The organism is Janthinobacterium sp. GW458P (assembly GCF_002127585.1).
GTDB lineage: Bacteria > Pseudomonadota > Gammaproteobacteria > Burkholderiales > Burkholderiaceae_D > Janthinobacterium.
Genome location: NZ_NEGZ01000039.1, coordinates 31,374 through 53,498 on the forward strand (window position 1 = coordinate 31,374; position 22,125 = coordinate 53,498).

Consider the following 22,125-nt stretch of genomic DNA (forward strand, 5'->3'; position numbering starts at 1 on the left):
TGCAAAACGCATTATAATTTTTCGATAATTTCTTTTCGGAAAGTTTTCTCATGCATTCCCTGCGTCTCTTCTCCCTGGCCGTTCCTCTCGTCTTGTTGCTGAGTGCTTGCGGTGGAGGCGGCGGCGAGAGTGCGCCTGTTACCCCTCCCGTGACGTCGACCGGTCCGACGGCGCTAGTGGCCTCGTCCACGGTGGCGAACCGCTGCGAGAAGCCGCGTACGGGCAGCAGCGTGGATCTGCCGGGTACCCTGCCCGATGAACTGACGTGGGTGCGCAGCTGGATCGATGAAACGTATCTGTGGTACCGCGAAGTACCGGCCACATACCAGCCGCAGAACTTTGCCACGCCCATTTCCTATTTCGATGTGTTGAAAACAACGGCCACGACGGCGTCCGGCAAGCCGAAGGACCAGTTCCATTTCACCTATACGACGGCCGAATGGGAAGCCTCGCTCAATGGCGTGGAACTGGGCTACGGCATGCTGCTGGCGCTGACGCGCACCACGCCGCCGCGCAAGGCGGTGGTTACCATTGTCGAGCCAGGCTCGCCGGCCGACCTGGCGGGCTTGCGCCGCGGCGATGAGCTGCAAACCGTCGATGGCGCCGATTTCATCAATGCCCCTGACGCAGCCAGCGTGAAGATCATTAACGCCGGCCTGTCCCCTGCAGCGCAAGGCACGCACACGCTGGCGTTCAGCCGCAATGGCTCGCCCGTCTCCGCGAGCCTGCAGGCGGTGGAAGTCAACACCAGCGCCGTGCTCAACCAGCGCGTCATCGACACGCCCACGGGCAAGGTGGGCTATCTGACGTTCAACACCCACAACAATGTGGCGGAACGCCAGCTGGTCGAGGCGATGCGCCAGTTCCAGGCGGCCGGCATCAGCGACCTGGTGCTCGACGTGCGCTACAACGGCGGCGGCTACCTCGATGTCGCCAGCGAACTGGCCTACATGATCGCCGGTCCGCAGGCTACTGCGGGCAAGACGTTCGAGCAGGTGCTCTTCAATGACAAGACCAGGCCGCAAGCGCCCGTGCCATTCCATGCGCAGAGCCAGGGCTTTGCCGGGCCGAATCCCCTGCCCAAGGGCACGCCTTTGCCTACGCTGGGCCTCAAGCGCGTGACCTTGCTGACGACGGGCAATACCTGTTCGGCCAGCGAAGCGATCATCAACGGCTTGCGTGGCGTCGACGTGCAGGTCAACCTGATCGGCGGCAGCACATGCGGCAAGCCCTATGGTTTTTATCCCACGCCGAATTGCGGCACCACGTATTTTGCCGTGCAGTTCCAGGGCGTCAACGCCAAGGGCTTCGGCGACTTTGCCGATGGCATGGCGCCGACGTGCGACGTGAAGGACGACTACCAGCACCCGCTGGGTGACCCTGCCGAAGGCATGCTGGCGGCGGCGCTGCGCTACCGCAGCAGCGGCAACTGCACGCCGGCCACGGGCGCGATCCGGCTGCCGGGTTCGATGGAGAGGCCGGCCGACACGGCCATGCGCCTGCTGCGCCCGGCCTACAAGGAAATTGCTGTGTTGAACCGGTAAAGCCCGATTTTGCCCCCCTTCCTGGGCAAAGGTGGGGCGGTTTCCTGCTCATAAATCTTTCGATATAACAATTTTGATATATGAAAGAACGAATCGATTCGTTCTGTAATAACTGGCATCTTGATATCTTTCACCTTCTCCCTAACCTTGAGAAGCGCAAAGATGCCTATACAATTCAAGTTACCACCGCTCACCATAGCCGTACTGGCCGTCCTGGGCGGTTCCGCATGGCAGGCGCACGCGCAGACGCAAGCGCCCGCAGCGGATCTGCAGTCGGCGGCCACCCCGCCCGCCGTCGTGGTCACCGGTTCGCGGATTCCCCGCGCCAGCCTGGAGGGACCATCGTCCGTCACCATCCTGACGGGCGATGAAATCACCAAGCAAGGGTACAAGAACGTCTTCGATGCGCTGACCAACCAGGTACAGAACAGCGGCTTTACGCAAGGCGAGGACTTTGGCAACACCTTCACGCCGTCGGCCAATACCATCAGCCTGCGCGGCCTCGGCCCGAATCACACCTTGATCCTGCTCAATGGCCGCCGCCTGGCCGACTTCCCCGTCGCTTACGAAGGCGCCGTCAACTTCACCAACCTGGCGAATATCCCGTCAAGCATAGTCGACCGCATCGAGATCCTCAACGGCGGCGCCTCGGCCATCTATGGTTCCGACGCGATCGCCGGCGTGGTCAACGTCATCCTGAAGAAGCAGACGGAAGGTTTCGATATCAACGTCAAGGCGGGCGGCACCACGCGCGGCGGCGCCGGCAACCAGCGCGTGCAGCTGACGGGCGGCGGCAATTTCGACAAACTGCATACCTTGTTCAGCGTGGAGCTGAGCCAGCGCGATCCGCTGTCGAGCCTGCAGCGCGACTTCATGGCCACCCGCTCGGGCACGCCGACGAATATCGCGTCGCGCCGCGTGGTAAAGGCGGGTACTTCCGGCACCTACGTGGACCTGGGCGACACCTGCACGCAGTTCGGCGACCTGTTCGGCGGCAGCACCGTCAAGTACCAGGCGAAGAACGGCAGCTATTGCGCCAGCCCGAAAGTCGGCCCCACATACTGGACCACGCAGACCAAGAACCGCAGCCAGAACGTGTTCGGCAGCGCCAACTATGAGCTGTCGCCGGAAACGACCTTGTTCGCCGACTTCCTGATCGGCAAGAACTCGACCGAGAACAATACGCGCGGCCCGACGTGGACGTCGTCGTCGACGGGCAGCAGCTATTTCCGCAACCAGAATACCAATCGCTACGAAGCGTGGACGCGCTATATCTCGCCAGAGGAAATGGGCGGCGTGGAGCGCTACAACCGCAAATGGGACGACCTGGCCACGGCCATCTCGCTGGGCGCCAAGGGCCGCGTGCCGGGCACCAGCAGCTGGCAATACGAAGCCAATTACAACGCCTCGGTGTACAAGAGCGAAAGCCACACGCCGCGCGCGCTGGCCAATATCGACAGCTTCTTCCTGGGGCCGAAGCTGGGCACCGATGCCGCCGGCGTGCCGGTCTACGCGCCGGATCCGGCCCGCCTGTCGCGCCGGGTGACGGCGGCCGAGTTCGACAGCATCACGGGCAATTCCGACAGCGACGACAAGGCCTGGACGAATACCCTGAGCCTGGCTACCAACGGCGACCTGTTCCAGCTGCCCGCTGGCGCGGCGAAGATCGCCACCATCGCCGAAGTGGGCAAGCAGGGCTTCAGCAACGTGCCCGACGCGCGCCTGAACGAAGGCTACTTCAACGTCGCCACCAGGTCCGACATCACGGCCGGCACGCGCACCCGCTATGCGCTGGGGGCGGAACTGAATCTGCCGCTGCATGAAAAGCTGACCGGCACCCTGGCCGGCCGCTACGACCGCTACAGCTTTGCCGGCCGCCATGACGGCAAGTTCACCTATAACGGCGGCCTGGAACTGCGTCCCGCGCCTGAACTGCTGTTCCGCGCCAACTACGCCACCAGCTTCCGCGCACCGGACATGAACTATATCTACAAGGCGCGCGGCACCGGTTACTATTCGAGCACCACCGACTACTACCGTTGCGGCGCCGCCGGGCAGGCCATCGATAATTGCGACTACGCGAACAAATCGCCGGGCGCCGACTATGTGCAGAACGGCAGCAAGAATCTGCAGTCGGAGAAGGGTAAGTCGTTCGGCGTGGGCGCCGTCTGGTCGCCGACATCCAATTTCGACGTCTCGGTCGATTACTGGAATATCAAGATCGACGACCTGGTTACCAACCTGAGTTCCGACAAGATACTGCGCGATGAAGCCGATTGCCGCCTGGGCAAGACCGACATCAACTCGCCGACCTGCGTCGATGCCCTGAACCGCGTCGAGCGCTTTGCCGCCAATGCGCTGAACCGCGCCGGCGAGATCAAGACCATCACCGTCAATCCGATCAACGCGGCCAGACAAAGCAGCAGCGGCATCGACATCAGCGTCAAGTATTTGCTGCGCACGACGGACTATGGCCGCTTCGCCTTCAAGGCCAATTACGCCAAGGTGCTGAGCAATAAATCGCAGCAATTCGTCGGCGACGAAGAGATCGACGAGCTCAAATCGCTGAACAATTCGGACTGGCGCGACAAGCTCAACCTGAGCGTTAACTGGAGCGCTGGCGACTGGTCGAACACCTTGCTGGTCAGCCGCTACAGCAAGATCCCGAACGCCGCCGGCAAGGCCTATCTGACGCCGACGGCGCTGGCCAACATCAGCACCGTGTATCGCATCAATGACCGCGCCACCGTTTCGCTGATCGTCAACAACGTGTTCGACAAGATCAAGCGCGACGACAGCGGCGGCTGGCCGTACTACCCGGTGGGCAGCTACAGCCCGCAAGGCCGCCAGGGCTGGGTTGAATTCAACTACCACTTCGGCTCATAAGTCGAACTTGCCGGAGCACGGCCGGAACAGCCAACGCTGTTCCGGCTTTTTTATTTTCCGCTGCGTTTTTAGCCGACCGCCCCTCTATAATTGCCCGCTTGTCCACTCTCGATGGAGTTTGCCCATGCCACGTCACGCCCTGTTGTCCGCCGCCCTGTTCACCGTCTTTGCCGCCAGCGCGCATGCCGCGCCCGCCCTGACGACGGTGGCCGAGCGCTCCGCTTTCCTGCAGACGGGCCGCTATGCGGAAGTGGAAGCCCTGTGCCGCCAGTTTCAGTCGCGCTATCCGAAGCAGGTGCGCTGCGTGGAGTTCGGCCGCACGCCGGAAAACCGCCCCATGCTGGCGCTGGCTGTCTCCAATACGGGCGCCCTGACGCCGGCCGAGGCGGCGCGGCGCAAGCTGCCCGTGCTGCTGGTGCAGGGCGGCATCCATGCGGGCGAGATCGATGGCAAGGATGCGGGCTTCCTGGCGCTGCGCGAAGTATTGGAGGGCAAGGCGGCGCCCGGCGCGCTCGACAAGCAGGTCTTGCTGTTCGTCCCCGTCTTCAATGTCGATGGCCATGAGCGCTTTGGCCAGTGGAACCGCCCGAACCAGCGCGGCCCCGTGGAAATGGGCTGGCGCAGCACGGCGCAAAACTACAATCTGAACCGCGACTATGTGAAGGCCGATTCCCCCGAAATGCAGCACATGCTGGCGCTGGTCAACGCCTGGGATCCGCTGGCTTATGTCGACCTGCACGTCACCGATGGCGCGCAGTTCGAACCCGATATCTCGATTCAGGTCGAACCCGTGCATGCGGGCGACGCAGCCCTGCGCGTGGCCGGCACGGCTTTGCGCGATAATGTCCTGACCGACCTGGCCAGGCAGGGCTCGGACCCGAAGCCGTTCTATATTTCGTTTGCCGAGAACGACAATCCGCAATCGGGCTTTGTCGATTCGACGCCGAATCCGCGCTTCTCGCATGGCTATTTCCTGCTGCGCAACCGCTTCGGCATGCTGGTGGAAACCCATTCGTGGAAGGATTATCCGACCCGCGTGCGCATCACGCGCAACACCATCGTCTCGCTGTTGTCGCAAATGGCGCAGCATGGCGCGCAGTGGCGGCAAACGGCGCTCGAGGCGGACGCGCGCGCCGCGCAGCTGGCCGGCGCCACCTTGCCGCTTACCTATAAAACGACGGACAAGAGCCGCATGATCGCGTTTCGCGGCTACGCCTATACGCGCACGCCATCCGAGGTGTCGGGCGCGCTGATGACGCGCTACGACGAAACCACGCCGCAGATCTGGAACGTGCCGCTGCGCGACGAGATCGTGCCCGACCTGCAGCTGGCCGCGCCGAAGGCCGGCTACCTGGTGCCCGCCGCGCAGGCGCCGATGGTGGCGGCCAAGCTGCGCCAGCATGGCGTGTCGTACCAGGTGCTGGCCACCGCGCCCGGCAAGCTGCCGGTCGAAGCCTTCCGCGCCACGCAGGTGAAATTCGGCGCGCAGTCGTTCGAGGGCCGCCAGACGGCGGCCGTGCAGGGCGAGTGGCAGCAAGAGGAGCGTCCGGTCGATGCAGGTGCGTTGTACGTGCCCGTCAACCAGGCCAAGGCGCGCCTGGTCGTCGCGATGCTGGAGCCGCGCGCGCCCGATTCCCTGCTGGCCTGGGGCAGTTTCAATACGGCCTTCGAGCGCAAGGAATACATGGAAGAATACGTGGCCGAAGATGTGGCCCGTGCGCAGCTGGCGGCCGATCCGGCGCTGGCGGCGCAGTTCCACCAGAAGCTGGCCGACGATCCCGCGTTTGCCAGGAATCCGGCCGCGCGCCTGGAATTCTTCGCCCGCCGCCACGCCTCGTGGGATGAGCGGCTGAATCTGTACCCGGTGCTGCGCACGGATGTCGCGCCGGCGCTGAAGTAAGGGACGCCGCGCGCCTTGCTAATTTGCAATGTGCGCGGCGCGGAAAATGGTATTGTGCCTGTTTTCCCGATCAGGGCTTCCAGTGGAGCACCAGCGCATGCCGCAGCAAACACCGAAAAAAATTCTTATCCTGAGCGTTTCGGCCGGCGCCGGCCATATGCGCGCAGCGCAAGCCATCGAGGCATACGCGGCGCGCGATGACGGCGCCGGCCCAGCGGCGCTGGCCAGCCATCTCGACGTGATGGATTTTGTCACGCCCGCATTCCGCAAGCTGTACACGGATTTTTATATCAAGCTGGTCAACAAGGCGCCCGCGCTGTGGGGCTATCTGTACCATGCCACCCACGACGCGCCGCGCGACAGCTCGATGCAGCGGTTGCGCCGCGCCGTCGAGCGCCTCAACACGCGCGCGCTGATGGCGCAGATCGCCGCCTTCCAGCCCGATGCGATCATCTGCACGCATTTCCTGCCGGCGGAACTGCTGTCGCGCGCGCTGCGCCAGGGGCAGCTGGCTTGCCCCGTGTGGGTGCAGGTCACCGATTTCGACTTGCACCGCATGTGGGTGCATGAGCAGATGCAGGGCTATTTTGCCGCTACCGACGAAGTGGCGTTCCGCATGCGCCACGAAGGCATTCCTGCCGAACGCATCCACGTGACGGGCATCCCCATCATGCCCGCCTTTGCGCAGGCACCCGACCGCGCGCAGTGCGCGCAGGCGTTTGGCCTCGACCCGCGGCGCACGACGATCCTGCTGATGGGCGGCGGGGCGGGACTAGGCAGCCTCGATACCATCGCCGCGCGCCTGCTGGCGCTGGATGGCGACTTCCAGCTGATCGTGCTGGCGGGGAAAAACGCCGCCGCGCTGGCGGCGCTGCAAGCACTGGCCGGCCGCTATCCGGGCCGCCTGCTGGCACAAGGCTTTACCAGCGAAGTCGAGCGCCTGATGGCGTGCGCCGACCTGGTGATCACCAAGCCGGGCGGGCTGACCACCTCGGAATGCCTGGCCCTGGGCTTGCCCATGATCGTCAACTCGCCGATTCCCGGGCAGGAAGAGCGCAACGCCGACTATCTGCTGGAGCAGGGCGTGGCCCTGAAGGCATTCGATGCCGTCACCCTCGAATACCGCGTGCGCCTGTTGCTCGATCATCCTGAGCAGTTGCAAGCCATGCGCGAAAAAGCCCTGGCGCTGGGCCGTCCGCGCGCCGCCGCCGACGTGCTGGTGCAGGTATTGGCGCAGAGCGTGGCGCCGGAGCCGGCGTGACGGGCGCCGTGGCCAAACCCTGGCAGATCGCCCTGACGCTGGCCTGGGTGGCCCTGCTGGGACTATTCTTCGCGCAGGTGGAAATCCAGATCGAAGGCGCGGCCGGCTGGGCCGCGAACCTGCCCACCTGGCGCATCGAAAGCCACCGGCTGCTCGATATCTTCTGGGGCGGGCGGCCGATGACGGGCTACCATGCCTGGGTCTTTCCCTTCATTGCCCTGTTCTTCCATTTCCCCATGCTCTTCCTGGCGCAGTGGTCGCTGCGCCTGGAATGCCGCGCCATCGGCTGCATCATGCTGTTCTGGATCATCGAGGACTATCTGTGGTTCGTGCTCAATCCCGCCTATGGCGTGGCGCACTTCAATCCGGCCCACATCGCCTGGCACAAGCACTGGCTGTGGTGGGCGCCGACCGACTACTGGGTATCGCTGCTGCTGGCCGGCGTGCTGCTGTGGTTTTCATACAAGAGGAAGTCATGACCTTTTCGCCTGTCCTGCTGTTGTTTTTGACCCTGGCGGCCGGTTCCGCCGGCGCGCAGGCGCGCGTGGCGCCCGAGCGCAACGCCGAGTGGGCGACGCCGTTGCCGCACGTGTCGAACCTGCACCAGGTCACCCCCGTCCTGTTCCGCAGCGCCAAGCTGGACAGCGCCGACGTGGCCCAGCTGCAGACGCTGGGCGTGAAGACGGTGATCAGCCTGCGTTCCTTCCACTCCGACACGCAGGTGCTCGATGGCAGCGGCATCCGCGCCGTCCGCATTCCCATCAATACCTGGGCCATCCGCGACAAGCATGTGATCGAGACCATGCGCAGCATCCGCGCCGCCGAACAGCAGGGCCCCGTGCTGCTGCACTGCCTGCACGGCGCCGACCGCACGGGCCTGATGGCCGCCATGTACCGCATGTTGTACCAGGGCTGGCCGCGCGAGAAGGCGATCGACGAGCTGAAAAATGGCGGTTACGGCTATCACGCCGTGTGGAAGAATATCGAAAGCTACCTCAAGCGCGTCGACGTGGCGGCGCTGCGCGCGCAGATCGAACAGGAGAAACCATGAAGACCTGGCTGTTCGCACTGGCCGCCGGTTATCCGCTGGCCACCCTGGCGGCCACGCCTGCGCTCGATTTGCGCGATGTCAGCAAAGCTGGCATGCCCGGCAAGACCTTTGTCGCCACGACCAGCATGCCGGCCAGCGTGGCCACCGTCTGCGCGGCCATCCAGGATTTCGCCGGCTATCCGCAGTTCATGCCGAATGTCGACAAGATCAAGGTGGCAGCTGCCGGCGGCGGCGCTTCGCTGGTCGATGTCACGCTCAAGCTGCCGATGGGAAAAATCAAGTAATACCGGCTGAGAATGACGCCCAAGGTGCTTGACGCCAGCTGCAGCTTGTCCTGGAAGCTGGTGCCCATGGAGGGACTGAAGGTGGAGGACACCATCGCCGACACCAGCGGCTACTGGCAGCTGTGGTCGGATCCGCTCGATGCGGGCGCTGCCGCCGTCAAGTACCAGGTGTACACGGATCCGGGCCCGGTACCGATGGGCCTGGGCTGGATCGTCGACAGCATGAGCCGTGACAGCATCCCGAAAATGTTCGACGCGCTGCGGGCGCGGGTGGCCGCGCGCAAATAGCCGGCGCAGCGGGGCCGCCACTGCACGCCGGCGCGCCACTTCAGGCATGATGTCGTTTCATTCACACATCTGTCCGGAACCCGCATGGAACACCACAGCTTCCTCATCAATATACTGTTTTACCTGGTGGCCGCCATCATCATGGTGCCGCTGGCCAAGCGCCTGGGCATGGGCGCCGTGCTGGGCTACCTGGTGGCCGGCGTCGTCATCGGGCCGTGGGGCCTGGGTCTGATCAAGAATGTCGAGGTGATCCTCAGCTTTTCCGAATTCGGCGTGGTGCTGCTGCTGTTTTTGATCGGCCTGGAACTGCAGCCCAGGCGATTGTGGCTGCTGCGCCGTCCCATCTTCGGCTGGGGCGGGGCGCAGGTGGGCGTCGTCAGCGCGGGCTTGTGCGCCGTGGCGATGGCTTTCGGCGTGGACTGGCGCACGGCGCTGGTCGGTGCGCTGGGGCTGTCGCTGTCGTCAACGGCCATCGTGCTGGCCACCCTGGGCGAACGAAAATTAATGAGCACGCCGGCCGGTTCCGCCGGCTTTTCCATTTTGCTGTTCCAGGATATCGCCGCCATTCCCATGATCGCGCTGGTGCCGCTGCTCGGTGGCCTGGTCGCGCATGGCGGCGAACCGGGCTGGCTGCGCGTGGCCAAGCTGGCTGCCGTGCTGGCTGCCCTGGTGATCGGCGGGCGCTTCCTGGTCAACCCCATCCTGCGCTTCATCGCCAGGACGGACTTGCGCGAAATCTTCACGGCCTTTGCCCTGCTGCTGGTGATTGCCATCTGCGTGCTGATGGAATCGGTGGGGCTGTCGATGGCGCTGGGCACCTTCATGGCTGGCGTGCTGCTGGCCGACTCCGAATACCGCCATGAGCTCATTTCCGACCTGGAGCCGTTCAAGGGCTTGCTGCTGGGGCTATTCTTCATCGCCGTCGGCATGTCCGTCGATTTCGGCGTGCTGCGCGCCCAGCCGCTGCTGATCCTGGCGCTGGTGGCCGGCTTGCTGGCGGTGAAAATCGCCTTGCTTTACCTGCTGTCGAAATTTTTCGACATTCCCCGCGGCCAGCAGCTGTTCTTTGCGCTGCTGCTGTCGCAGGGCGGCGAGTTCGCCTTCGTCGTCTTCGCCACGGCCGTGGCCGCGCACGTGTTTTCGCCGCAGACGGGCGCGCTGCTGGTCGTCGTTGTCACCGTGTCGATGGTGGCCACGCCCTTGCTGCTGCTGGCGCACGACAAATTCGTCGCGCCGCGCCTGCAGGGTGACAAGAAGCGCCGCCCCGACGACCATATCGAGGCGCAGGACAACCCCATCGTCATTGCCGGCTTCGGCCGCTTCGGCCAGATCATCGGCCGCCTGCTGGCGGCCAACAAGATCGGCGTGACGGTGCTCGACCACGACCCGGACCAGATCGAGCTGCTGCGCAAGTTCGGCTTCAAGGTGTTTTATGGCGACGCCACCCGCGTGGACCTGCTGGTGGCGGCCGGCATCGAGAAAGCGAAGGCGCTGGTGATCGCCATCGACAATGTGGACGACAGCCTGGCCCTGGTCGACGCCGTGCGCCTGCGCCTGCCCGAGCTGACGATCCTGGCGCGCGCGCGCAACGTCACGCATTACTATGAACTGATGAAGCGGGGCGTGACCCTGATCGAGCGCGAGACGTTTGCCGCGGCGCTGCTGCTGGGCGAGCAGACCTTGCGGCAGGTGGGCTTCAGCGCGGAACGGGCGCAGCGCGCGGCCGGCATCTTCGGCCGGCATAACCTCAAGACTTTGCTGGAAGTGGCGCCGCACTTCCAGGACCAGCAAAAAGTCATGTCGCTCACGCGCCAGGCGCGCGAGGAGCTGGAAGACATGTTCGAGAGCGATGCGGCGGCGTTTGCGGCCGAAAACGTTGCAGAATCGGGTGCAGACCCTCGGCACCGCTAACGCAGAGGCTTGCGCTAACGTGCGTGGGGGGCTGCCCCCAGCCTTTGCTTTGGGCTTACTTCCCCCGCTTCGCTTCGATTGCCTCGATCTGGTCCATGATGCCGTTCATGCGCGCCACCAGCGCCTGGTACGGTTTCGGCGAGGCCAGGTCGACGCCGGCCGCCTTCACCAGATCATACGGGTAGGCCGAGCCACCCGCGCCGAGCATCTTCAGGTAGGCGGCCAGCGCGCCCGGTTCCTTGTCGAGGATGCGCTGCGCGAAATCCTGCGCCGCCGCGATCGAGGTGGCGTACTGGAACACGTAGAAGCCGTGGTAGAAGTGCGGCACATACGCCCATTCCAGCGCGTAGGCGGGATCGATGCTCATGATGCCCTGCGCTTCGCCATGGTAGCGCTTGAGGATGCCGGCGTAGATGGCCGTGATCTCTTCGCCCGTCAACGATTCTCCCTTGTCCACCTTGCCGTGGATGGCTGCCTCGAATTCGGCGAACATGGATTGGCGGAAGAACGTGCCGCGCAGGTTTTCCAGCGCCGCGCCCAGGTACAGCAGGCGCTCGTCGTCATCCTTTGCCTGTTTCAGGCGCGCGTCAAGCAGCAGCGCCTCGTTCGTGGTCGAGGCGATTTCCGCGACAAAGATGCTGTACGGCGCATAGATCGACGGTTGCGCCTGGTTGGCCAGCACCGAGTGCATGGCGTGGCCCCATTCGTGCGTCAGGGTGCTGACGGCTTCGTAATTGTCCGTGTAATTGAGCAGCACGTAAGGGTGCACGTCGTACGCGTCGCCATTCATGTAGGCGCCGGCCACCTTGCGCGGGCGTGGATACACATCCATCCAGCGCGCATCCACGGCGGCGGTCAGCGCCTTGACGTAGTCGGAGCCCAGCGGCGCGGCGGAAGCGAGCATCATCTGCTTGCCTTCGGCCAGCGGGAAGCTACGCTCGCTTTTCAGCAGCGGCGCATACACGTCGTAATAGGCCAGGTCCTTGACGCCCAGCATGCGCGCGCGCAGCTTGAAGTAGCGGTGCAAGGTGGGCAGGTTGGCATTGGTTTGCGCAATCAGGGTCTGGTAGACGGCCGGCGGCAAGTTGTCGGCGTCGAGCGCGGCGCTTTGCGAATCGGCGTAATGGCGCACCTTCGCGTTGGCGGCGTCCGTTTTCAGCTGGCCGTACAGGGTTTCGCCGAACGTGCGTTCGTATTCTTTCCACTTGCCGAAGAAGGCATCGAACACCCGCTTGCGGTCGGCGCGGTTGTCGTCGCCCCGGTATTTGGTGTAGGCCGCCTGGTCGAGGCGCACCTCCTTGCCGTCCGATAGTTTGATGGTCGGCCACGGGATTTCCGCATTGGCCAGGGTGCGGTAGACGCTGGCGGCCGACCCTGTCGCCAGGCCGAACTGCGCCACCAGCTGTTCACCGGCCGCGTCCAACGTATGCGGCGCGCTGCGCAGCATGTTGCTCAGTTGAAAACGGTACAGCTGCAAGCCCTTGTCTTTCGCCAGCATGGCATCGATGCGCTTGCTGCCCATGGCGAGGATTTCCGGCTGCAAAAAGGTGGTGGCCTGGCTGAATTCGTTGCCCAGCAGGGCGGCGCGCTGGTTCAGCTGGTTGCCCTTGCTGTCGCCCGTATCCTGGTCGTAGTACTGCGCCGCATAGGTGGTGAGCGTATTGACGCGCTTGCGCGCATCGGCGTACAGGTCCAGGCAGCTTTTCAGGCGGGCCGGCGAGGCTTTCAACTGCCCCTTGCAGCCAGCCAGCTGCTGCAGCTGGGCCGACAGCCGTTTCGCGTCGGCGTCGAACGCGGCATCGTTTTGATACAGCGCCGTCAGATCCCAGCGGTCGGCCTGGCGGTCCGTGGGCGCAGGTGCGGCAGTGGCGGTGGCGAGCCCGAGGGCCAGCAGGGAGAACAGCAGGGGGCGCTTGAGCGCGGATGGCGTCATGGTTCATTCCAGTGAGGTTGTCGGAAGAATGCGTGCTGGCCGCCGGGCAGGAATGCGCGCGTGACACATCGCGTACCGGCAGAGCTGACTACGGTACCTCAAATGGACGCAGGGGGAAAGAGGGCGGATGCCGCCACCAGGACGGTGGCGGCGAAACAACATGAGGTTTACAGCGGTTGCAGCGGGATGGTGCCGAAGGTGGTTGGCGTCGAGCATGGCTCTTCGTCAAAGGCGATGTCGCCCATGGGGTTGGCCACGCCGTCCGCCTTCAAATCCTTGAAGCCGAACAGTTTCGGGTCCATCAAATGCGATGGGGCCACGTTCGACAGCGACGAGAAGATGCTTTCCACGCGGCCCGGGAATTTCTTGTCCCATTCGCGCATCAATCCCTTGATCTGCTTGCGCTGCAGGTTTTCCTGCGAGCCGCACAGGTCGCACGGAATGATGGGGAAGCCCTTGACTTCCGCATAGCGCTGCGTGTCTTCTTCCTTCACATACGCCATCGGGCGGATGACGATGTGCTTGCCGTCGTCTGACTGCAGCTTGGCCGGCATGCCTTTTAGTTTTCCGCCGAAGAACATATTCAGGAAAAAAGTTTCCAAAATATCATCGCGGTGGTGGCCCAGGGCGATCTTGTTGGCGCCCAGCTCGTCGGCCACGCGGTACAGGATGCCGCGGCGCAGGCGCGAGCACAGCGAGCAAGTCGTCTTGCCTTCCGGAATCAGCCGCTTGACGATGCTGTAGGTATCCTGGTTTTCGATGTGGAAAGCCACGCCCAGTTCCGTCAGGTAGGCGGGCAGGATTTCCGGCGGGAAATTCGGCTGCTTCTGGTCCAGGTTGACGGCAACGATATCAAAATGAATCGGCGCGCGTTCGCGCAAGGTCATCAAAATGTCCAGCAGCGCATAGCTATCCTTGCCGCCCGACAGGCACACCATCACCTTGTCGCCGTCTTCGATCATATTGAAGTCGCCGATGGCTTGGCCCACCAGGCGGCACAGGCGCTTGTGCAGCTTGTTGTTTTCCAGGGCGATCTTTTCCGCCTTCTTGCGCGCCAGTTTCTGCGCTTCCGCGTTGGCCGGGAATGCCACGGCCGTCATCGTCGTTTCCAGCACGGCGTTATTGCTCATGTTGTTCATGCTTCATCCTTGATCTTGAATACTTCCACGCCCACGCCTTCGCAGTCGGGATACACATCCGGCTTCATGCTCGACACGCGCGCGGCGCGCACGCGCGGGTGGGCCAGCATGGCGGCGAGCACGTCGTCGACCAGGCTTTCCTGCAGCTGCACATGGCCTTGGGCCATGCGTTTGGCGATGGTTTCGCGCATGAAGTCGTAGTCGACCACTTCTTCCAGCTGGTCATCCTTCGGCGTCGACAGGGCCAGGGGAATGTACAGGTCGACGTTGATGAGGACGCGTTGCTCGCCTTTTTTTTCGAAGTCGTAGACGCCGATGTTGATGAGGACTTCGTAATTGCGCAGGAACAGCCGGCGGCAATCGGCCAGGCGGGGGTGGGACAGGGCGGACGACATAGTTTTACCTTTTAGGGAATGCTGGAATGCTGGTTGTTTGGCAGGGCTGCTGATTATTTGGTCAAAAACATGACGTCGCGCGGCAATCCGATCAAGTGCTGGCCGCCGTCGACCAGCAGGGTCGTGCCCGTCAGCGCACGCGCGCCGGCCACGTAACAGACGCTGTCGGCCACGTCCTCAGGCGTGCTGGAGCGTCCCAGCGGCGTGTTTTCATGCGCCTTGGCAAAGTTCGCTTCCGTCTGCTCGCCGGAGAGCATGGTGATGCCGGGGGCAATGCCCACCACGCGCACTTTCGGCGCCAGCGCCTGGGCCAGCATGGTGGTCGCCGACAGCAGCGCCGCCTTGGACAGGGTGTACGACAAAAAATCAGGATTGAGATTGTACAGTTTTTGGTCCAGCAAGTTGATGACCACGGCTTGCCCGCCGCTCGGGGTGGCCTGGTACAGGGCCTGCGCCAGCAGGATGGGGGCGGCCAGGTTGGCGTGCATGTGGGCGTCCAGCGCCGCGACGGAAAAATTGCCCGCATTGTCGTATTCAAACAACGATGCGTTGTTCACTACACAAGTGACGGGTCCCAGCGCCGCCTGCGCCTGCGGCAGCAGCTGGCGCACGGCGTCTTCCTGCGCCAGGTCGCAGGGAAACGCTTGCGCGCGACGGCCCAGCGCCGTGATTTCCGCCACCAGGCTGATGGCGTCCTCGCGCGAGTCGCGGTAATGGACGGCGATATCCCAGCCGTCACGCGCCAGGCCCAGCGCGATGGCGCGGCCGATGCGGCGCGCCGCGCCCGTGACGAGGGCGACGCGGGGTGTGCTGTCGAATGGCGTTGTCGTTGCGTCTGTCATGTCTTTGCTATGGTTGAGATATTCGGTGGACGCCGCACTGGCGGCATGCGCCGCCGATTCGCTACAATGCGGATATGTCTCTTCCCGCACCCGATAGCGACGCGCTGGCCGCGTCCCATGCCTTGCAGCACCAGATTGCCGCCGAAATCGCGCGCAATGACGGCGCCATTCCCTTTGTCCGCTTCATGGAGCTGGCGCTGTATGCGCCTGACCTCGGCTATTACAGCGGCGGCGCCGCCAAGCTGGGCAAAGATGGCGATTTTACAACCGCACCGGAGATTTCGCCCCTGTTCGGCGCCACCCTGGCCCATGTGGCAGCCGCTATTATGGCGCAAACGGCCCCGCGCATCCTCGAATTCGGCGCCGGCACGGGCAAGCTGGCCGTTGATATCCTGACGGAAGCAGCGAATGCCGGCATTCATGTGGAACAGTATGCGATCGTCGAACTGTCCGGCGAATTGCGCGCGCGCCAGGAGCGGGCGCTGGCCGCCTTCCCGCAGGTGGTGTGGCTCGACGGCTTCCCCGACAGTTTCGAAGGCGCCGTGTTCGGCAATGAAGTGCTGGACGCCATGCCCGTCAACCTGATCAGCAAGACGCCCGGCGGCTGGTGCGAGCTTGACGTCAGCATTGCCGACGGCCAGTTTATCTTCGTCGAGCGCCCCGCGGGCGAGGATGTCGCGGCGCAGATCGCCGCCCAGGTGCCGGATGCGGATGACTTGCCAGTCGGCTATGTCAGCGAGATCCACGGCGTCGCCTGCGGCTTCATGCGTTCGCTGGCACGCATGCTGACCGCCGGCAAGGGCGGCGCGGCCGTGCTGCTCGACTACGGTTTCCCCGGTCACGAGTATTACCTGGGCCAGCGCGCCACGGGCACCCTGATGTGCCATTACCGCCACCATGCCCATGCGGAGCCGTTTTATTTGCCCGGTTTGCAGGATATTACCGCGCACGTGGATTTTACGGCAATGGCCGTGGCGGCGCAGGATGCTGGGCTCGACGTGCTCGCCTACATGGACCAGGCCTCCTTCCTGCTGGGCGCCGGCATCGGCGACTTGTTGCTGCGCACGGATCCCGCGCAGGCCAGGGCATATCTGCCGCAGGCGAGCGCCGTGCAGAAACTGCTGTCGCCAGCCGAGATGGGAGAGTTGTTCAAGGTATTGGTGGTGGGGCAAGGCGTGGAGTTGCCGGAAACCCTGTTGTCAGGTGACCGCAGCCACCGCTTGTAATATCAAGGCAGGGCGTTAACGCCCTGCAATTTCCTGTCCGCCGGTGGTTATTATCTTGTCATATCGTATATGATGACCGACACAGCACGGTTCCATCCTGCAAGAACCCGTCGCCGCGCACCGATTTCAAGATAGAACGATGGGAAAGATACATACACACTATGACAACCTGAAAGTGGCGCGCCTGGCGCCGCAGGAAGTCATACGTGCCGCGTACAAGGCCCTCAGCCAGAAATATCATCCAGACAAGAATCCCGGTGACGAAAAGGCGGCCCGCATCATGGCCATCCTGAATAGCGCCTACGGCACCCTGTCCGACCCCCAGCGGCGCCGCGAGCACGATGAGTGGATCGCCGCCGAGGAATGGGAAATCGAATGGCTGGAAAGCACCCACCACGAAGAAGGCAAATCCAAGGATGGCAGGCAGCATGGGCATCAGCATGAGCATGCGTGGGCGAAGGATGTGCCGCCGACGACGGGCAAGGCACCGCGCGGCGCACTACCGATCTGGCGCAACTGGCGCTGGTGGCTGAGTCTGCTTGTTTGCCTGCTGCTGGGCTGGCTGGGCGCCTTGCTGATGCTCGATACCTCGCAGCCCATGCCGACCGCGCTGGCGTCGGCCTGGAGCGGCCTGGCCCACGATGGCGCCAAGCCGTCCGCGGAGACGGCGGGGCCGGGCGCGACCGCCACGCCTCCGGCAAAGAACGAGACGGTGGCCATCGATAGCTGGGCAGTGGGCAAGCCGTATGCGGCCGAACCGGCGCAGCCCAAGGCGCCCGAGATCCGCGTGCAGGCCGTTTCCCAGCTCAACCTGAAGCCCAGCCGGCCTGTCTGCGACGGCACTGGCCAGGCCGAGTCTGCGGGACTGGTGGCGCCGAACGGCGAGCCGTGGCCGGCGCAGTCCGGTTATGTCGACGGGTTTCCGATCAGTAACAAGGGCGATGAGCTGGCTTTGACCATCGACAACAGCGGCAATGCGTCGCCCGTGTTCGTCAAACTGTATGACACGGAGCGGCGCTCGAATGTGCGCTACCTGTTTATCCTGGCGAACGACAGGCTGACGGTGGAGCAGCTCAGCGCTGGCAAGTATGAAGTGCGTTACCAGGCTGTCGGACCCGGCCAGGACAGTTGCGACGGCAAGACGCGCAGCAGCGCACCGGTGCACGCCCCCGGTCCGGCCTCGGCCGAAGGGAGTGCGCAGAATCCTGTTGTAAGCGGCATCTAATCTGATTATGCTTGATATGCGTCAAACGGCTTTCATCTCGAATCTATCCTTTAGGAGCAGCATCCATGACCGACCTCAAAGCCGATGCCGATGACAATTGGCTGCTTGACGAGGATGAGCCGGTGGCGAGTCCTGCCGGACTGGCCGCCCCTGACCAGCGCCTGTGGCGCGTCCTGATTGTCGATGATGACGTCGACGTGCATGCGGTAACGCGGCTGGCGCTGCGCAATGTCAGTTTCAAGGGCCGTGAACTGGAGCTGTTCTCCGCCTACAGCGGCCGCGAAGCGTATGACATCCTGCGCGACACGCCCGATATCGCGCTGGTGCTGCTCGATGTGGTGATGGAAACGGATGATGCGGGTCTGATCCTGGCCAAGCGCATTCGCGCCGACCTGAACAACTCCATCGTGCGCGTCGTGCTGCGCACGGGCCAGCCGGGCCAGGCGCCCGAGCAGCGCGTCATCATCGAATACGATATCAATGATTACAAGGCCAAGACGGAACTGACGACACAGAAGCTGTTTACCACCGTCATTTCGGCCCTGCGCGCCTACGAGAGCCTGATGATGCTCGAGCGCAGCCGCATCGGTCTGGGCAAGATCCTCGCCGGCGCCACCAATCTGTACCAGATCCACTCGCTGCGTGAATTCGCCTCTGGCGTGCTGAACCAGGTCAGCGCCATTCTCGACGTGGGTGCCGACGGCGTGCTATGCCTGATGCAGGGCGGCGCCGGACGGCCCGAGGTGGTTGCCGCCACGGGCACCTACGCCATGCTGGCGGAGTCGGAAGCCATGCCGGTCAACCACGCGCTCACGCCCACCATCGACAAGGCCTTCGCGGAAAAGCGCAGCCAGTTCGAGCATCCGGCCAATGTGCTGTTCATCCATACGGAGGGCAATCGCGAGCTGGCCATTTCCGTCACGCCGCCGTGGCCGCTGGCGCAGATCCAGCGCGACTTGCTGGAAGTGTTTTGCCAGCGCATCGCCGCCGCCTTCGATAACCTGTATATGTTCGGCCAGCTGCGCAAGGCGCAGGAAGCCACCGTGGTGGCCCTGGCCGACCTGGCCGAGTTCCGCGACAGCGACACGGGCGGCCATGTGCGGCGCGTGCAGCAATTGTCGGACGCCATCGCCCGCCGCATGCAGCAGCGCGGCGTGTACCCGGACGAGCTGACGCCGCAGCTGCTCGACATGATCGGTCTGGCGAGCATCCTGCACGACGTGGGCAAGGTGGCCACGCCGGACGCCGTGCTGCTCAAGCCGGGCCGGCATACGGACGAGGAGCGCACGCAGATGCAGCTGCACGCCAGCGTGGGCCGCACCATTCTCGAGCGGGCCGCCAACATGGTCGATGGCGTCAGCTACCTGACGTACGGCGCGCAGATCGCCGGCGGCCACCACGAGCATTTTGATGGCGCCGGCTATCCGAACGGCCTGAAGGGGCGCGACATCCCGATTTCCGCGCGCATCGTTGCCGTCGTTGATGTGTTCGATGCCTTGCTGCATGAACGGCCGTACAAGGAACCCTGGCCGTATCCGCAAGTGCGCGAATATATCGAACAGCGCAGCGGCAGCCAGTTCGACCCGGAAGTGGTGGCGGCGCTGCTCGACCTGATCGACCACGAGCCGCAACTGTGGCATCCGGAGCGCGCTGTCGCTTGAGTTATCGGCTTCGTTGCCAGTTTCCGGCGTTGCGCCATTCCCTTGGGCGTGCCGCCGGCATATACTCGGCAGCCTCATGCAGGCTGGCGCCATGCACCAGTGTGGTGCGCCGCTGAGTTTTCGGACATCACGACATGAAAGAACTCAAGGGCCTTAGCGCACTGATCATTGAGCCGCATCCGGGCATGCGCTCGAGTCTGCACAATATGCTCAACCTGTGCGGCCTGGCAAAGATCGACGATGCGGCCAGCTCCGGCCAGGCGATCCGCATGCTGGGCAGTAAATCGTATGACCTGATCCTGTGCGAATACGACCTCGAAGGGGGGCAGGATGGCCAGCAGATGCTGGAAGACTTGCGCCATCACAAGCTGATGCATGCCTCTACCATGTTCTTCATGGTCACGGGCGAGGGCAGTTTTGCCAAGGTGGTCAGCGCCGTCGAGCTGCTGCCCACCGATTACATCCTGAAACCTTTTACGGCTGACAGCATGCTTGAGCGCATAGGCCGCGCGCTGGACAAGCGTAACGCCTTCGTGCCCGTATATGAACTGATCGACGTGGGCAATGAGCGCGCGGCGATTGCCGCCTGTACCGAGGGAGCCAGCCTGTACCCGCGCTATGCGACCGATTTCATGCGCCTGCGCGCGGAACTGCATCTGCTGCTGGGCGAAGCGGCCGACGCCGAGCCGATCTATGCGGCACTGTACGAGGCCAAGGCCATCGGCTGGGCGCGCCTGGGCCAGGCCAAGACGCAGTTTCTGCTGGGCGAGTATGAGGCGGCGCAGGGCATGCTGGAAGGCTTGCTGGAAAACAACAAGCGCTTTCTCGACGCCTATGACTGGCTGGCGCGCACGCACCTGGCGCAAGGCAAGCCGCAGCTGGCCCAGGCAGCCCTGAGCGAAGCGGTGGCCCTGTCGCCGCATGCCGTGCGCCGGCTGCGCCGGCTGGGCGAGGCGGCCCTGGCGGCCGACGATATCGAGATGGCGGAAAAAGCCCTGAAACTGGTGGTAAGCAAAGCCAAGTATTCCGAGTTCCGCGATCCGGAAGACCATGTGCGCCTCGTGCAGACCCTGGTGCGCAAGGGCGATCCGCTGCAGGTGGGCGCCGTGATCCGCGACCTGGACAAGTCGATGGGCGGGCAAAAGAATGTGGAGCTGTGCAGCGCGGTGTGTAGTGCCATGCTGCATGCGCATACGGGCAATGCCGAGCGCTTGCAGCAGGCGCTCGATGCGGCCCTGCTGGCCAACCGCCACGCTCCCGGCGGCTCGAATGCCTTGAAAACGGAGCTGGCGCGCCATTGTCTGGCGCATGGACGCGAAGACGGCGCCGCCGAGGTGATGCGCGAGGTCATGCGCAATGCGCCCGACAGCGCCGCCATGACGCGTGCCATGGCCGTATTCGAACAGGCGGGGCGCGATGAGCTGGCCAAGGCGCTGGCGCGGCAAAGCCGCCAGGAGGTGGCCGACATGGTGGCGGCCGGCGCGGCCAGGGCGGGCGAAGGCGACTTCCGCGGCGCCGTCGAGTTAATGGACGAGGCCGTCGCGCGCCTGCCCGACAATCCGCAAGTGGTGTTCAATGCGGCCGTGGCCGTATTGAAATGCATCGAGCATGAAGGCTGGGACGAGCGCATGGGGCAGCAGGCGCTGATTTTTATTGCCGGCGTGCGCCGCCTGGACCCGCGCAATCCCAAATTGCCCGTGCTTGCAGGCTTGCACCAGCAGTTATTGCGCAAATATAAGCCTCACGGCAGCTCCTGGATGCATCCGTCCGAGGCTTAATGACGAGGGTAAATGCAGGGTGCATGACGGGAAAATGCGGTTTGCAGGCAGGAGGGATAAAAAAAATGCGAAAAAGAGCGACTTTTTCGCGCCAACCCTTGCACATTCTCAAATCGGGAGCTTATAATCACGCCCCGAAGCAGCCAACTTCTTCTTTATAAGCAAATGCAGCAGTCAGGCATCAGTAAATAAGGTTGACAGTTGTGAGTAGATGCTTCATACTCTGCGGTTCCCGCGGAGGGGTGGCCGAGTGGTTAAAGGCGACAGACTGTAAATCTGTTCTCTATGAGTACGCTGGTTCGAATCCAGCCCCCTCCACCAAGTTTTTGCAAGGAAAACTGGGTAGTAGCAAGTAAGTGAAGATAAAGTGAACGATACCTCGCGGGTGTAGCTCAATGGTAGAGCAGAAGCCTTCCAAGCTTACGACGAGGGTTCGATTCCCTTCACCCGCTCCAGTTTCCGTTCAGATGCTTGATGCATCGCATGCAACAAATTACAGCCCTTGTAGCTCAGTGGTAGAGCACTCCCTTGGTAAGGGAGAGGCCACGTGTTCGATCCACGTCAAGGGCACCAGAATTCGCAGTAGGCAGCACAGAAGCAATTCAAACCAGACCGTCGGGCGTGTGCCTGAGCAATCTAATCAAATCATTAGGAGTTCAAAATGGCAAAAGGTAAATTCGAACGGACCAAGCCGCACGTTAACGTCGGCACCATCGGCCACGTCGACCACGGTAAAACCACGCTGACCGCTGCAATCGCAACGGTTCTGTCGAAGAAATTCGGCGGCGAAGCCAAAGCATA

General features: G+C 63.4%; 18 protein-coding genes and 3 tRNA genes. 17 read left to right on the top strand and 4 right to left on the bottom strand.

The window, feature by feature from the left end; all coding sequences use genetic code 11:
- Window positions 1-50 precede the first annotated feature (50 nt).
- The 9 genes from CBW50_RS19450 to kefC all read left to right on the top strand — a co-directional run bounded on the left by CBW50_RS19450 (window position 51) and on the right by kefC (window position 11,125).
- The gene (locus tag CBW50_RS19450; RefSeq protein ID WP_086147073.1) at window positions 51-1,544 is read left to right on the top strand and encodes a S41 family peptidase; all 1,494 of its coding nucleotides are present in this window, start codon (window positions 51-53) and stop codon (window positions 1,542-1,544) included.
- 162 nt (window positions 1,545-1,706) lie between these two features.
- Window positions 1,707-4,430 carry a TonB-dependent siderophore receptor gene (locus tag CBW50_RS19455; RefSeq protein ID WP_086147074.1) on the top strand — a complete coding sequence of 908 codons (2,724 nt, stop codon included), beginning with the start codon at window positions 1,707-1,709 and terminating at the stop codon, window positions 4,428-4,430.
- A 124-nt stretch (window positions 4,431-4,554) separates the two neighbouring features.
- On the top strand, window positions 4,555-6,330 hold the full coding sequence (locus CBW50_RS19460; RefSeq protein ID WP_086147075.1) for a M14 family metallopeptidase: 1,776 nt from the start codon (window positions 4,555-4,557) through the stop codon (window positions 6,328-6,330).
- Between the two features lie 97 nt (window positions 6,331-6,427).
- Complete coding sequence (locus tag CBW50_RS19465; RefSeq protein ID WP_172404823.1) at window positions 6,428-7,591, top strand: glycosyltransferase; 1,164 nt, start codon at window positions 6,428-6,430, stop codon at window positions 7,589-7,591.
- Window positions 7,588-8,070 (top strand): hypothetical protein, encoded by a 483-nt coding sequence (locus CBW50_RS19470; protein ID WP_086147076.1) that lies wholly within the window; start codon window positions 7,588-7,590, stop codon window positions 8,068-8,070. Before CBW50_RS19465 ends, CBW50_RS19470 begins: the two co-directional genes overlap by 4 nt.
- Complete coding sequence (locus CBW50_RS19475; protein ID WP_086147077.1) at window positions 8,067-8,642, top strand: dual specificity protein phosphatase family protein; 576 nt, start codon at window positions 8,067-8,069, stop codon at window positions 8,640-8,642. Before CBW50_RS19470 ends, CBW50_RS19475 begins: the two co-directional genes overlap by 4 nt.
- Entirely contained in the window at window positions 8,639-8,926 is a 288-nt protein-coding gene (locus CBW50_RS19480) for an SRPBCC family protein (protein ID WP_086147078.1), read from the top strand. Before CBW50_RS19475 ends, CBW50_RS19480 begins: the two co-directional genes overlap by 4 nt.
- 12 nt (window positions 8,927-8,938) lie before the next feature.
- A complete protein-coding gene (locus tag CBW50_RS19485) occupies window positions 8,939-9,214 on the top strand; it encodes a hypothetical protein (protein ID WP_086147079.1) in 276 nt (91 codons plus the stop codon).
- An 84-nt stretch (window positions 9,215-9,298) separates the two neighbouring features.
- Window positions 9,299-11,125, top strand: coding sequence for a glutathione-regulated potassium-efflux system protein KefC (gene kefC, locus CBW50_RS19490; protein ID WP_086147080.1), 1,827 nt, complete (start codon window positions 9,299-9,301; stop codon window positions 11,123-11,125).
- Window positions 11,126-11,180: 55 nt separating this feature from the next.
- Here the strand turns inward: kefC and pepF are convergent, their stop codons facing one another.
- The 4 genes from pepF to CBW50_RS19510 all read right to left on the bottom strand — a co-directional run bounded on the left by pepF (window position 11,181) and on the right by CBW50_RS19510 (window position 15,434).
- Window positions 11,181-13,058, bottom strand: a complete 1,878-nt coding sequence (gene pepF / locus CBW50_RS19495; protein WP_086147081.1) for an oligoendopeptidase F — start codon at window positions 13,056-13,058, stop codon at window positions 11,181-11,183.
- A gap of 167 nt (window positions 13,059-13,225) precedes the next feature.
- Window positions 13,226-14,158, bottom strand: coding sequence for a tRNA 2-thiocytidine(32) synthetase TtcA (ttcA, locus tag CBW50_RS19500; RefSeq protein ID WP_086147090.1), 933 nt, complete (start codon window positions 14,156-14,158; stop codon window positions 13,226-13,228).
- A 35-nt stretch (window positions 14,159-14,193) separates the two neighbouring features.
- Window positions 14,194-14,592, bottom strand: coding sequence for a dihydroneopterin aldolase (locus CBW50_RS19505; protein ID WP_046682033.1), 399 nt, complete (start codon window positions 14,590-14,592; stop codon window positions 14,194-14,196).
- 53 nt (window positions 14,593-14,645) lie between these two features.
- The gene (locus tag CBW50_RS19510; RefSeq protein ID WP_086147082.1) at window positions 14,646-15,434 is read right to left on the bottom strand and encodes an SDR family oxidoreductase; all 789 of its coding nucleotides are present in this window, start codon (window positions 15,432-15,434) and stop codon (window positions 14,646-14,648) included.
- A gap of 74 nt (window positions 15,435-15,508) precedes the next feature.
- Between CBW50_RS19510 and CBW50_RS19515 the strand changes: the two genes are divergently transcribed.
- From CBW50_RS19515 to CBW50_RS19550, 8 genes are all read left to right on the top strand, one after another.
- Window positions 15,509-16,660, top strand: coding sequence for a class I SAM-dependent methyltransferase (locus tag CBW50_RS19515; protein WP_086147083.1), 1,152 nt, complete (start codon window positions 15,509-15,511; stop codon window positions 16,658-16,660).
- Window positions 16,661-16,799: 139 nt separating this feature from the next.
- A complete protein-coding gene (locus tag CBW50_RS19520; RefSeq protein WP_086147084.1) occupies window positions 16,800-17,885 on the top strand; it encodes a J domain-containing protein in 1,086 nt (361 codons plus the stop codon).
- Window positions 17,886-17,950: 65 nt separating this feature from the next.
- Window positions 17,951-19,546, top strand: a complete 1,596-nt coding sequence (locus CBW50_RS19525) for a DUF3369 domain-containing protein (protein ID WP_086147085.1) — start codon at window positions 17,951-17,953, stop codon at window positions 19,544-19,546.
- Between the two features lie 134 nt (window positions 19,547-19,680).
- The gene (locus tag CBW50_RS19530) at window positions 19,681-21,324 is read left to right on the top strand and encodes a tetratricopeptide repeat-containing response regulator (protein ID WP_086147086.1); all 1,644 of its coding nucleotides are present in this window, start codon (window positions 19,681-19,683) and stop codon (window positions 21,322-21,324) included.
- Window positions 21,325-21,560: 236 nt separating this feature from the next.
- A tRNA-Tyr gene (locus CBW50_RS19535) sits at window positions 21,561-21,645 on the top strand.
- Window positions 21,646-21,705: 60 nt separating this feature from the next.
- Window positions 21,706-21,779: transfer RNA gene (locus CBW50_RS19540), tRNA-Gly, on the top strand.
- 43 nt (window positions 21,780-21,822) lie between these two features.
- Window positions 21,823-21,897 (top strand) — tRNA-Thr (locus CBW50_RS19545).
- 88 nt (window positions 21,898-21,985) lie between these two features.
- Window positions 21,986-22,125, top strand: a 140-nt coding sequence (locus CBW50_RS19550; RefSeq protein ID WP_253251337.1) for a GTP-binding protein, incomplete at its 3' end; no start/stop codon positions are given.